A 12,445-nucleotide genomic window follows, 5' to 3' on the forward strand; every position below is an offset into this window, starting at 1 on the left:
ATTATGACCGAGTCTACATTACCAGCATTTACAATGCCTGAATTACCAATGGATATTCTCACCATTCGTGAATATTTACCGCATCGTTATCCTTTTTTATTGGTTGACAGAGTAACAGACGTTACAGAGAACAGCATCGTTGGCTATAAAAATGTGACGATCAATGAGGAGTTTTTCCAAGGGCACTTTCCAGCTTACCCAATTATGCCTGGTGTTTTAATCATTGAAGCATTAGCGCAAGTCTCTGGTATTCTGGGTTTTGTACTCACTAACCAAAAGCCAAAAGCAGGTTCATTATTTTTATTTGCAGGCGCAGAAAAAATAAGATTTAAGAAACAGGTTGTTGCAGGTGACCAGCTTGTCTTAAAATCTGAACTTGTGATGCAAAAACGTGGCATTTACAAGTACAATTGTACTGCAAGTGTTGACGGCATTGTTGCGGCAACAGCTGAGATTATTATTTCACACCAGAAAATTGAGCAGGCATGAGTAGTCAAAATTTAATACATCCTACAGCAATTATTGATCCGTCTGCAGAAATCGCATCTGATGTGCAGATCGGACCTTATTGTATTGTGGGTCCAAATGTAAGTATTGACACAGGTACAAAATTACACTCACATGTAGTGATTGGTGGTTTTACACGGATTGGTAAAAATAACGATATTTTTCAATTCGCAAGTGTTGGGGAAATCTGCCAAGATTTGAAGTATAAAGGCGAAGAAACTTGGTTAGAAATTGGGGATCACAACACGATTCGTGAGCATTGCACATTACACCGCGGTACTGTACAGGATCACAGTCTGACTAAAATTGGTAGCCATAACCTTTTCATGGTCAATACGCACATTGCGCATGACTGTATTATTGGTGATCACAATATTTTTGCCAACAACGTGGGTATTGCTGGACATGTACATGTGGGAAATCATGTCATTGTCGGTGGTAATGCTGGTGTACATCAATTCTGTCGAATCGATTCATATAGTATGATTGGTGGCGCAGCGTTGATCCTGAAAGATGTGCCTGCTTATGTGTTAGCTTCTGGTAATCCTGCACATGCGCATGGTTTAAATATCGAAGGTATGCGACGTAAAGGTTGGTCAAGAGAAACGATTCAGGGGCTAAGAACTGCATACAAACTGATTTATAAATCAGGTTTGACAACTGAACAAGCAATTGAGCAAATTCGAAATGAGATTTTAGGCTCAGTTTCAGAAGCGCAGTTGTTGATTGACTCATTAGAACAATCAACACGTGGCATCGTACGATAATTTATTGGTCATCTAAAAAGACACCTCGGTGTCTTTTTTTATTTGTACAATTTAAGGTTCAACTTCAACATATTGCTGTCGATATTGCTTAGGTGATAATTCAAAAGTTCGTTTAAATGCTTGGCTGAAAGCTGTTTCAGATGAATAGCCCACTTTATTGGCGATGACTTGTATAGAGTAGTTGCTTTTACGTAAATATTGGCTTGCTAGGCGCATGCGATGCTGTTGTAAATAGGCGAGAGGAGACTCACCAATGACTTCATGGAATAAACTCGCAAACTTCGAGCGTGACATACAGCACTGCTCTGCAAGGGATTCGACAGTCCAAGCATCTTCCGGATGATTGTGAATCGCTGCAAGACTATTACTAAGCTCGGGGTGATTTAATGCACTAAGCCAGCCATGTTGATTCGAAATTTGTTGAATATGGTCGCGGATACATTTGATCAGTAAAATATTAACTAGATGATCGATAATAATATCTCGACCTGCTTGAATATTTTGAGTCTCTAATGCCAGAAAATGTAATCCAATTTGCAGCCATTCAGGCGCTGTATTATCACCTTGTTGAATATGAATGAGTGAGGGTAGAGCTTGAATAAATGGACGAGCCATAATCGTATCAATTTGACATCGAATGGTAAGTATCAGATTTTTTTCAGATGACTCTGTACCAAACTCAACTGCCTCTTCACGATGACCATCAAACAATTTTGAGATATCAACTGCATCAATAAGCTTGGTGATGGCATTATCTGCGCCTGTATGTGCCTGTCCGGATGGGATTAAGACAATTTCACCTGCATGTGCGACGAGATTATTTTGCGCATCAATTTGAATATATACTGAACCGACTAAAACAATATGTACGATCAAAGCAGCTTGATCTTGGCAAATGAATCCCCATTCTCCTTGTGTTTTCAAATAGATATATTCAGTGTGATTTAAATGAATATCTGCAAAAATTTTACTTAAGGCGTCCATATGCGTTTTATTTAATGTATGTGATTTAAATTATAGAGAGCTGTTGTAATAACTCAATATGTGTTTTTAGGACAAAAACAGGGGGGATTACGCCAAAGACTTCTACATAGCTTTTTTGGACGCTTGCAACTGTCATCGCCTTCATAATTCTTCAAAATATACATATATATACGAAGACATGGATACGACGATGAATGCGCCAGTAAATGTTAGTCAAGAACTTACGCCAGTAAGCATTCCAAAATCAAAAACTGAATTGGATCGTAAACGTTATCTATGGGCCATCAGCCCAGCTTTACCTGCTATTGGGATTGCGATTTTAGCAGGTTATCAATTTGCACCACGTCCCCTAAAGAAAATTTTTGCTTTGGGCGGACCGATTGTTTTACATATTGTCATTCCAACAATTGATACGATTATTGGTAAAGATGCGAATAATCCATGCGATGAAGATATTAAATTGCTGGAAAAAGATCCGTATTATTCTCGCTTAGTAAAAAGCTTTATTCCATTACAATATGCAGCAAACTTATATGCATGTTATTTAACAAGCCGAAAAGAAACCTCTTTTCTTGATAAAATTTTGCTTGGTGTTTCAATGGGTGCGATCAATGGTATCGCCATTAATACGGCACACGAGTTGAGTCATAAACATGATCGTATTGACCATATTCTTTCTCACTTAGCATTGGTACCTACAGGTTATAACCATTTCCGTGTTGAACATCCTTACGGTCATCATAAGCGTGCCGCAACTCCTGAAGATCCAGCGTCTTCACAAATGGGAGAGACTTTTTACGAATTTTGGCCACGTACAGTGATTGGTTCTTTAAAATCCGCAATTGAGATTGAAACCAATCGTTTAAAACGTAAAGGCAAAGAGTTCTGGTCTACAGAGAATGAGTTGTTACAAGGTTGGGGCATGAGTGCTGCATTTCATGGTTCAATGGTTGGTTTATTTGGAAAAGGTGTAATTCCATATTTAGCAACTCAAGCATTTTATGGCATTAGTTTATTTGAAATTATTAACTATATTGAACACTATGGTTTAAAACGTCAAAAAGATGCAAACGGCAAGTATCAACGTACAATGCCAGAGCATAGCTGGAACAACAATAATATCGTGACGAACTTATTCTTGTACCAATTGCAACGTCACTCGGATCATCATGCTTATCCAACTCGTCCATTCCAAGCTTTACGTCATTTTGATGAGGCACCAGAGTTGCCAAGTGGTTATGCAAGTATGCTTCTACCAGCATTGATTCCACCTTTATGGTTTAAAATGATGGATAAACGTGTTGTTGATCACTACAAAGGTGATTTAAACAAAGCGAACATTTATCCAAAACGTCGTGCAAAACTTTTCAAAAAATTTGGCGGGGTTGATCAATCATTAGTACAAACGTCTACGGAAACTACAGACTAATACTAAAATTTGAGGTCTGTTAATATTTACAGACGCTCATCATGTTCCAAGCACTGTTCAGAAATGATCAGTGCTTTTTTCTTGTATTAAAAAATTAAAAAACCACGGTTTTTGCAAATTCTTATTGTATATCTATATAACCTAGAATCAAAACAGCACTTACAATCGATTTTACGAGGCGATGATGACAAAACATTATGATTATATTGCGATTGGCGGCGGTAGTGGCGGGATTGCATCAGTTAATCGTGCTGCAATGTATGGAAAGAAATGTGCATTGATTGAGAAAAGTGAAATTGGGGGGACGTGTGTAAACGTGGGATGTGTGCCTAAGAAAGTGATGTGGTATGCAGCACATGTTGCGGAGACGATACAGAAATATGCATCAGACTATGGATTTAATGCACATGTTGAATCATTTGATTGGCAGCATTTAATTAAAAATCGGCAAGCTTATATACAAAGAATTCATAAGTCTTATCAAAATAGCCTAAGTAGCAATAAAGTGGACCTTATACAAGGTGAGGCAACCTTTATTGATACTCATACGATTGAGGTTAATGGTAATCGACTTACTGCGGATCATATTTTAATAGCTACAGGGACACAGCCATCATTACCTGATATTGAAGGGGTTGAATATGGAATTGACTCTAATGGCTTCTTTGATTTATCTGATTTACCTAAAAGAGTAGCTGTTATAGGTTCTGGCTATATTGCGGTTGAACTTGCTGGGGTACTCAATACATTAGGTTCCGAGGTCAGGCTATTTATCCGTCAGAATCGACTAGTACGTCGTTTTGAATCATTTATTAGTGAAACACTTATGACTGTGATGCAAACAGATGGTATTACGGTACACACGCAAGCTGTTCCTAAAAAAGTCACAAAAAATGGGGATGGTTCGGTGGTGCTTCATTTAGAAAATGGTGAAAGTCATACGATCGATTGTCTTATCTGGGCAACAGGTCGAGAACCGAATACAGCAAGTTTAGCTCTAGAAAAAGCGAATATTGAGCTTGATGATAGGGGCTATATCTGCGTTGATAAATTCCAGAATACATCGCAAGCGGGCATTTATGCTGTAGGGGATATTACTGGAAAAATGGAACTTACACCTGTTGCTGTGGCGGCAGGACGTCGATTATCAGAACGGCTTTTTAATAATAAACCTGAAGAACATTTAGATTATGAAAATATTCCTACAGTGGTCTTTAGTCATCCGCCTATAGGTACTGTTGGGATCACCGAAGATGAAGCGGTAGATCAATATGGTCAGGAAGCTGTAAAGGTGTACAACACCTCTTTTACGGCTATGTTTAGTGCAATTACTGAACATCGTCAACCTACGAAGATGAAGCTAGTTTGCGTGGGTAAGGATGAGAAAATTGTGGGGATTCATGGTATTGGATTTGGGATGGATGAAATTTTGCAAGGCTTCGCTGTTGCTCTAAAAATGGGAGCGACTAAGAAAGATTTTGATAATACCGTTGCGATTCATCCAACTTCTGCCGAAGAGTTTGTGACCATGAGATAGTGACTGATCAATCCAGTCGAATGAGGCTTTCATCAAATTATTCGGAGATAAACTGAATGCTAGGAACTTAAAAACCAAGTGAACCAGATTCACTCTAGTGTAGCCGTGCTCAATAAATCTACTAAATTAGGTCGGTCTAATACCAAAGTTGTTACTGAAATTTGTGCTGTTGAGGGCAGTTCTATTTTTTATTTTTATACAGCAAAGCCTTTCTTAATAATTCACCAATAAGATGTACGTATGAAGCATTGATATAAGCATTGCTGATGAATGCGGAGAATACTCGTTGATCATGAAGATTCAAACATTATTAAAAAGAAAATATCGCTTAGCTCAGTGCAATGTCGTCGGAATTAGGTGTAAAAAACATTTTGGCACATGATGTAGTTAATCTGTCACGAAGTGTTTGTATTTGAAATATTGGCCTAATTTATATCGGTTATAATTCTTATTGGGGGTTGAGATACTTGTTTTATTAAAAACCAGAAGTTAGGTTTCTATTAGAACTTTAAATGTTGAAAGAAAATATTTAAACATCATCGTGTTAGCGAAAGCTGTGCTAAGTACATAGTGGATCTCTCGCATATGCAGGTTTTTAATTTTTTGCCTCAACAGTTTCATTGCAAAACGATAACCTTGACTTGTATTCAGTTATTGGTAGCACAAACTTTTCTTCTTGATATGCCAAAACCAAATATCCAATTTGGGGAACTACAACAACTTGCTCAAAAGATTAAAGCGAAAGGTGAATCTGAAAAGTTGTGTTCCATATGTGAAAATCTACTATGCAGAGATGCTGCTGATTGTTTGAAAAGGGTGGATCAAGAGGGGGCGATATGACATAGGAGCTATCATTATCTGCTTGCACGTAAACAAATACTCAAAATTAAAGATAATGAAGTTGATAAAGAAGCGGGAATAAAAGAGCTTCGAGACCATTGTCTTAACAACCCACAAGATATTTTAAGAGCTCAATCGTATGGAAATCATACATGATTAGCTGAAACACTAGTGGAAAGGAACTGTGATGAAACTAAACTGGAAATATCTGAATGTATTGGTTACTGGTGGTGGTAGTGGAATTGGCAAAGAGATATCAAAGCAATTATTAAACAAGGGTGCAACTGTTATTGTTGCTACTTTATTAGAAACCGAAATTGAACACCTCAAAAGAGAGCTCGGCAATTTACCAGGTAAACTCATTACAATTCAGATTGATTTAACTTCACATCAAGCAATAGATGAATTACTACAATACGTGGAAGAACAGAATTTAAAGATTGATGTTCTTATTAATAATGCTGGTACAGCTTTATTTGGTGATCACATTGATTTGGATATAACGCGTGTAAATACTATGCTGAATCTAAACATTCTTGCTATGACTGAATTATGTAGTAAGGTTGCACAACATATGATTCAAAAGAAAGTTTCTGGAAGTATTTTGAATATAGCATCAATAGGAGGCTTTACGCCTGTTCCTAAACTAGCGGCTTATGCTGCAAGTAAACATTATGTTGTTGCATTTACACAAGCTTTGCATGAAGAATTAGCCCCACATCATATTTTTGTGGGGGCATTTTGTCCAGGTATTACTCGTACGCCAATTTTTGATGCGATGGGCTTGGAACAGAACAGTAAATCTACAGGTTCTGTTAGTCATATAAGCCAAAAATTTTCAATGGATGTTAAAGACGTTGCCAGCTCTGCAATTCACTCATTGGAAAATAAAGCGATTGTTAGTCTGCCGGGCTTAAATAAAATTGTGCCTATATTGGGTCTTCTACCTGATCGGTTTTTAGCACGATTCATGTATCGGGCGGTTGTTGGTCGTAGTGCTAAGTGAGTGTAACAAAAATCAAGTTTAAATGTATGACACTAAAAAACCGAGCTAATTGCTTAGCTCGGTTTTAAAAAATATTATGAATCTATAACAGGGGTACATTTGAAAAAATTATTTTAATTCGCTCGATGATTTACCCAATTCACGACGCGCGATGATCAATTGCTGAATCTGTTGTGTACCTTCAAAAATATCTAGAATTTTTGAGTCACGTGCCCATTTCTCCAGCAATTCATCTTCACCATAACCTACACTTGCAGCTAGCTCTACACATTTCAGCGTAATTTCATTGCCGACACGACCAGCTTTGGCTTTAGCAATTGAAGCTTCTTTAGAGTTCGGCTTTTTATTGTCTGCCATCCATGTCGCTTTAAGCATAAGTAAACGGGCAGCTTCCCACTCAGCCTCCATACGATAGATTTGTGCAGCCAGATTTGAACTTTGCAAATACGGTGTTTGATAGTCAGGATCAAGTTGATCTTTGAAAATCTCTTTGATACGTTCTAAAGAGGCTTTTGCACAACCAATTGCCATCGCTGCAACAAGTGGGCGTGTATTATCAAACGTTTCCATTACTCCTGCAAAACCCTTCGCCACGTCGATATCAGGATTACCTAATAGATTTGCAGCAGGCACACGACAGTCGATGAAACTAATGACTGCAGTATCAGATGCTTTGATTCCAAGTTTATGTTCGAGACGTTCGACTTTCATTCCCGGTGTGCCTTTAGTCACAACAAAGGATTTAATCGCAGCACGTCCAAGTTTCTTATCTAAAGTTGCCCAAACGACAACTGAATCAGCACGTTCACCTGAAGTAACAAAGATTTTTTCACCGTTTAGAATATAATCATCGCCATCTTTGGTTGCAGTCGTACGGATAGCTGCTGAGTCAGAGCCACAACCTGGTTCAGTGATTGCCATTGCAGCCCAAGTGCCTTTGAAACGTTCGAGTTGTTCATCATTGGCAACCGCAGCAATAGCAGAGTTCCCCAAGCCTTGGCGTGGCATACTGAGTAATAATCCAGTATCGCCATAACACATTTCAATAATGCCAAGTGCTGCTGACATATTACCGCCATTTACGATCGAATCTGGATTGGCTGTACCGCGCTTGCTAGCATTTGCTGCACCTACGCCTTCGCCACTTTCATTCATCCCATCTAGTAAGGCAGCTAACATATCCAGTTCTTTTGGATAGGCATGTTCAGCTTTATCATACTTACGAGAAATTGGACGTAATACATTAATGGCAGTTTCGTGTGCTTGATCAACCAGCATTTTAAATTTTTTCGGATTCTGTAAATTCATTATTATTCTCCAAAATTAAGCGTGTAAGCCAGAATGCAAGATTGCGGTCGCACGTAAATCACGATACCAACGTTCAACAGGATGCTCTTTGGTAAAGCCATGCCCACCCAAGATTTGAACGCCATCCGTACCGATTTTCATTGATTTTTCAGCACAGAGTAGTCGTGCCAAATACGCTTCGCGGTGGAATGGTTGTCCAGCTTCCGCCAAACTTGCTGCGTTAAGTACCAACATACGCATCGCGTCAATTTCAATGGCCATATCAGCAATCATGAATGCAACGCTTTGACGGTGTGAGATTGGTTCCCCAAAGGCAGTACGTTCGTTTGCATATTTGATGCAATACGCTTTTATGGCTTCACAAGTTCCGATAGCCATTGCACACCACATCAAATTACCTAAATCCACAAACGCAGTGTAATCGAAGTCTGTATCACCTAAGCGAAGAGCAGGAGTTAGATTGAATTGAAGTGTCGCAGTCTCTGCTGCTTTTAAACCCATCGCGGGATTTGCTTTGATTGCAATCGTTTCATCACACTGCACCACAAAGATATCGGGTTTTCCGTTCCATTCAGCACTGACAATAAAGACATCTGCTGTATCACCTAAAACAACGAGAGTCTTTTCACCTGTGATATAGAATTTTCCATTTTGCTCAGTTGCTTTTGTTTTTAACTGGAATGGATTAAATGCTGGGGTTGCTTCTTGGAAGGCGAAAGTTGCAGTGACATCTGGATCTTCTGCAAACACAGGTAAATACATAGATTGAACTTGGGTTGAACCCCAACGAGTCATTGCATTGATCACACTAAAGGTACTTAATAGGCCTGCGGTTAAACTGAAATCACCTTTAGCAAGACTTTCTGCAATTAGAATATTACTGACAATATTCTGTTCAGCCGCAACACCGCCCAAAGCTTCGGGTAATGCGTAGTAATTTAAACCAAGATCAGTTAAATGCTGCCAAAGTTCTTCTGGAAATTGAGCATGATGATCTGCATCATGCGCTAAAGTATATAAAACCTCTTCAGCAAATTGTGACATGGCATCGCAGGTCATTTGCTGTTCTTCAGTTAAACTCAGATCAAATAGGTTTTTATTGCTTTGATTTGGTAGACGCTGTTTATCTATTGCTTGCGGTTTAAAGGCTTTTTGTGTTTTAGTCAGCACCTTAAAGCCAGTCTTTGAACCTTGATATAGCGATTTTTCAACAAATTTTCGTAGCTTGAGTTGATCAAGCATTTCGCTTCCTGCGATTTTTGTGATTAGAGATAGCCCGAAACCTTGAGCCTTATTCATCATATTAGACATGACTTTATCCTAGGGGATGATTGTAAATTCATGCTGACATGCCCCAGTTAAAAAAACTATGTCTTCTTTGACACGCTGAATTGAGAACGATAAAGTGTAATGTGAATACCTAAGTGGATTTATGTTATTGTTTTTTAAAATTTTAAAAAAATGATGAAAAATAAAAATTAAAAAAAATTGACCAATCTGACAAATCAGATTGGTCAAGATGACTTTGTATAGGTATTTTATGCAAATTGACGAATCATTTTACGGACGTTTGTCTTTGCATCAATGACGGTCATAAAGGTATATGCACCAATAAATTTACGGCTAATAAACATAAATTCTTTTGGGGGAACCGAGAAGTAGCGAGAAGCCATTGATTGCGCTGCTTGTTGCATCACTCGACTATGAAGCTGACTTTTCTTCCAGTCATAGCGATCTTGATCATCCATAATACCAATAGGCATGTCTGGATTGTTTTCAGGGCAACTAAATGCTTCAGTTGCAATTAAGAAAACATCTGCCATGCCTGGTTTAATACTTTCTGGCATACCATCAAAAAATTCGTAGCCTGTCATCGCTTTGACCATGGCTGCTTTGTCGTGATCATAGCCCGCTTGAATTAGGTTACGCGCAACAGACAGCAAATTCTCATCGAATTGACGTATCGCACCAAAATCAAGTAATACAATTTTATCGCGGACGTCAGTACCGTTCCCTAAACGGACTAAATAATTACCGAAGTTAGGATCGGTTTGCATTTCACCCCATTCAAATAATTCACGTACTGCGATCTCTAATGATGCTTCGCCCAATTGATTTCTACGTTCTTGTGGCAAAGAGAGCATGACAGGGCTGTTTACAGGAACACCACGCTCAAAAGTCATACAGAGCACTTTTTCAGCACAGAATTCATTGACAATCTGAGGGACAATATATCGAGGATCTTCTTTTAAACGTGCAGCAAAGCGACGTGTGGTCGCAGCTTCGATGCCATAATCAACTTCTCGATGCATCATTTCTCTAACTTCATCAAACCATTGATCAAATTCACGGGTCTGCGGAACCATGCGCGTGAGTTTAAGCATGTTTTTGAACAGATTCATATCTGAATCAATCGCTTCAGCTACACCTGGATATTGGATTTTAAGCACTAATTCTAAACCGTCCGATTTACGGATAGCACGATGTACTTGAGCTAATGAAGCTGTACCGATTGGCTCATGGTCGATGGTCAGGTCGTCCATTCTAGAACCTAGTTGTTCTTGTAAATGTGCTTTAATAGCAGGCCAAGCCAAAGCAACAGTTTGGTTGTTCAGCGTGTTTAATGCTTGAGTAATTTCTTCAGGTAGGAAATGCTCGCCATATAAGGCCATCATTTGCCCGATTTTTACGATCGAGCCTTTTAACTTTCCAATTTCAGAAACCAAATAATGAGCTTGTTCAGCCATCGCTTTCTTACGTTTCTTTTCTTTATCTTCTTCACTTGAAAACATAGAAGTAGCACTTGCGGTTGCCCAACGTGTTCCAGCAAGTAATGAGGCTTTAGCGATAGATAAGCGACGATCCACAGATGAGGTTTTTAGGTTCTTGAGCTTATCGTTCTGATCTGACATGAAAGAAAAATCCTATGCTGAAATCGGAGGGTTGAAAGCTGAGCGTAAATTGTAGTGGATATTACAGCGTTTGAACGTATTAAAATAGTTCAATCTCTTGAATTATCAGTCTAAATTTGTGAAATAGATCAATATTTATAAAATAGCCTAAGCAAATAATAGAATTTTTTAGACGCTAATAGATCTTTACATTAAATTCTAAACTGAATTTTTAATTCAGATTTTTTCATCAAATAAGTACGGTTACTTTGGATGTGCTGCTTTAACATTTGTTTGACTGAATTATGGTGAAAACCTAATGCATGAGCTTTAACAATAATAATACTGGGCAGGGTAAAGAAAAAATATTTGGTATCTTCTAAAGTCGCGTCTTTAAAGATACCTTCTTCAATTAAGGTGTGTTTAAGCAATTGTTTTTCAGCCTGTACGATACTTGAAGACTCATCATTCCAGTAGTTTTGGCGCATTGCCATTAGATTATTATGTTTGTAGCTCATTTGATTGCAGGTCCTATTTTTGATCCACATTGAAGAATATATGCGGGTAGTTGAGTAATTATCAAGAATAGATTTATATCAAAAATAGCCTAAGTAAATTTAAACATTTAACCTAAAATGCTACACTATTCCCACTTTAAAATTTTTATAACATCACTGAGTAATCATGACGCCAGCTTGTAAATTGCTTGAAAAACACAATATACCTTTTTCAATTCATGAATATGAGCATGATGTAAATGCTAAAAGTTTCGGTCTAGAAGCTGCTGAAAAACTAAATTTGAATGTTGAAGAAGTATTTAAAACGTTGATGGTTACTGATGAAAAAAACTTTTTTATTGCGATATTACCTGTAAACCATCTATTAAATTTGAAAAAGGTTGCTGCTGCAGTTGGTTGTAAAAAGTTGCAGATGGCAAATCCCAAAGATGCTGAGCGTTTGACTGGCTATCTTGTTGGGGGGATTAGCCCCTTGGGTCAAAAGAAACGCTTAAAGACTGTGATCGATAAAAGTGCACAAGCATTTGATAAAATTTACGTTAGTGGTGGAAAGCGTGGGCTTGATATTGGACTAAAGCCGCAAGATTTGGCAAGTTTATTAAATGCTTCATTTTTTGACATATTAGATTTTTGATGTGGGGAAATATTATATTTGAGA

At 38.1% G+C, this 12,445-nt stretch carries 11 protein-coding genes and 1 pseudogene; 7 read left to right on the top strand and 5 right to left on the bottom strand.

Going from position 1 to position 12,445, the window contains the following annotated elements:
* The first annotated feature begins 3 nt into the window (after window positions 1-3).
* Both fabZ and lpxA read left to right on the top strand, forming a co-directional pair.
* Window positions 4-489: a 3-hydroxyacyl-ACP dehydratase FabZ gene (gene fabZ / locus AAC851_RS01045; protein WP_004639006.1), complete on the top strand. Its 486-nt coding sequence runs from the start codon at window positions 4-6 to the stop codon at window positions 487-489.
* Window positions 486-1,274 carry an acyl-ACP--UDP-N-acetylglucosamine O-acyltransferase gene (lpxA, locus tag AAC851_RS01050; protein WP_125501621.1) on the top strand — a complete coding sequence of 263 codons (789 nt, stop codon included), beginning with the start codon at window positions 486-488 and terminating at the stop codon, window positions 1,272-1,274. Before fabZ ends, lpxA begins: the two co-directional genes overlap by 4 nt.
* Before the next feature lie 51 nt (window positions 1,275-1,325).
* Here the strand turns inward: lpxA and AAC851_RS01055 are convergent, their stop codons facing one another.
* Window positions 1,326-2,258 carry an AraC family transcriptional regulator gene (locus AAC851_RS01055; protein WP_262443956.1) on the bottom strand — a complete coding sequence of 311 codons (933 nt, stop codon included), beginning with the start codon at window positions 2,256-2,258 and terminating at the stop codon, window positions 1,326-1,328.
* Window positions 2,259-2,448: 190 nt separating this feature from the next.
* Between AAC851_RS01055 and AAC851_RS01060 the strand changes: the two genes are divergently transcribed.
* The 4 genes and pseudogenes from AAC851_RS01060 to AAC851_RS01075 all read left to right on the top strand — a co-directional run bounded on the left by AAC851_RS01060 (window position 2,449) and on the right by AAC851_RS01075 (window position 7,070).
* Window positions 2,449-3,687: an alkane 1-monooxygenase gene (locus AAC851_RS01060; protein WP_340600351.1), complete on the top strand. Its 1,239-nt coding sequence runs from the start codon at window positions 2,449-2,451 to the stop codon at window positions 3,685-3,687.
* Between the two features lie 184 nt (window positions 3,688-3,871).
* Window positions 3,872-5,224 (top strand): glutathione-disulfide reductase, encoded by a 1,353-nt coding sequence (gorA, locus tag AAC851_RS01065; protein ID WP_340600352.1) that lies wholly within the window; start codon window positions 3,872-3,874, stop codon window positions 5,222-5,224.
* 31 nt (window positions 5,225-5,255) lie between these two features.
* A pseudogene (locus AAC851_RS01070) lies at window positions 5,256-5,380 on the top strand (IS5/IS1182 family transposase); the annotation flags it as partial.
* A gap of 871 nt (window positions 5,381-6,251) precedes the next feature.
* On the top strand, window positions 6,252-7,070 hold the full coding sequence (locus AAC851_RS01075; protein ID WP_320532288.1) for an SDR family NAD(P)-dependent oxidoreductase: 819 nt from the start codon (window positions 6,252-6,254) through the stop codon (window positions 7,068-7,070).
* A 108-nt stretch (window positions 7,071-7,178) separates the two neighbouring features.
* Here AAC851_RS01075 and AAC851_RS01080 read toward each other — a convergent pair whose 3' ends face one another.
* The 4 genes from AAC851_RS01080 to AAC851_RS01095 form a co-directional block, all read right to left on the bottom strand.
* Window positions 7,179-8,378 (bottom strand): acyl-CoA dehydrogenase family protein, encoded by a 1,200-nt coding sequence (locus tag AAC851_RS01080; protein ID WP_005080867.1) that lies wholly within the window; start codon window positions 8,376-8,378, stop codon window positions 7,179-7,181.
* A 15-nt stretch (window positions 8,379-8,393) separates the two neighbouring features.
* Window positions 8,394-9,680 carry an acyl-CoA dehydrogenase family protein gene (locus tag AAC851_RS01085; RefSeq protein WP_320533488.1) on the bottom strand — a complete coding sequence of 429 codons (1,287 nt, stop codon included), beginning with the start codon at window positions 9,678-9,680 and terminating at the stop codon, window positions 8,394-8,396.
* 236 nt (window positions 9,681-9,916) lie between these two features.
* Window positions 9,917-11,290 (bottom strand): ABC1 kinase family protein, encoded by a 1,374-nt coding sequence (locus AAC851_RS01090; protein WP_004639024.1) that lies wholly within the window; start codon window positions 11,288-11,290, stop codon window positions 9,917-9,919.
* Window positions 11,291-11,481: 191 nt separating this feature from the next.
* Entirely contained in the window at window positions 11,482-11,787 is a 306-nt protein-coding gene (locus tag AAC851_RS01095) for a hypothetical protein (RefSeq protein WP_005080861.1), read from the bottom strand.
* A gap of 166 nt (window positions 11,788-11,953) precedes the next feature.
* Between AAC851_RS01095 and ybaK the strand changes: the two genes are divergently transcribed.
* Window positions 11,954-12,421 (top strand): Cys-tRNA(Pro) deacylase, encoded by a 468-nt coding sequence (gene ybaK / locus AAC851_RS01100; RefSeq protein WP_320532287.1) that lies wholly within the window; start codon window positions 11,954-11,956, stop codon window positions 12,419-12,421.
* The last annotated feature ends 24 nt before the right edge of the window (window positions 12,422-12,445 follow it).

Origin of the sequence: Acinetobacter sp. HZNU-JH01, assembly GCF_037996845.1 — a bacterium.
Classification (GTDB): domain Bacteria; phylum Pseudomonadota; class Gammaproteobacteria; order Pseudomonadales; family Moraxellaceae; genus Acinetobacter; species Acinetobacter haemolyticus.

Bases quoted from the DNA above. Each gene is read 5' to 3' on its own strand.
- AAC851_RS01055 (WP_262443956.1), bottom strand. From the start codon at position 2,258: ATGGACGCCTTAAGTAAAATTTTTGCAGATATTCATTTAAATCACACT.
- AAC851_RS01080 (WP_005080867.1), bottom strand. From the start codon at position 8,378: ATGAATTTACAGAATCCGAAAAAATTTAAAATGCTGGTTGATCAAGCA.
- gorA (WP_340600352.1), top strand. From the start codon at position 3,872: ATGACAAAACATTATGATTATATTGCGATTGGCGGCGGTAGTGGCGGG.
- AAC851_RS01085 (WP_320533488.1), bottom strand. From the start codon at position 9,680: ATGATGAATAAGGCTCAAGGTTTCGGGCTATCTCTAATCACAAAAATC.
- AAC851_RS01095 (WP_005080861.1), bottom strand. From the start codon at position 11,787: ATGAGCTACAAACATAATAATCTAATGGCAATGCGCCAAAACTACTGG.
- AAC851_RS01060 (WP_340600351.1), top strand. From the start codon at position 2,449: ATGAATGCGCCAGTAAATGTTAGTCAAGAACTTACGCCAGTAAGCATT.
- fabZ (WP_004639006.1), top strand. From the start codon at position 4: ATGACCGAGTCTACATTACCAGCATTTACAATGCCTGAATTACCAATG.
- AAC851_RS01075 (WP_320532288.1), top strand. From the start codon at position 6,252: ATGAAACTAAACTGGAAATATCTGAATGTATTGGTTACTGGTGGTGGT.
- ybaK (WP_320532287.1), top strand. From the start codon at position 11,954: ATGACGCCAGCTTGTAAATTGCTTGAAAAACACAATATACCTTTTTCA.
- AAC851_RS01090 (WP_004639024.1), bottom strand. From the start codon at position 11,290: ATGTCAGATCAGAACGATAAGCTCAAGAACCTAAAAACCTCATCTGTG.
- lpxA (WP_125501621.1), top strand. From the start codon at position 486: ATGAGTAGTCAAAATTTAATACATCCTACAGCAATTATTGATCCGTCT.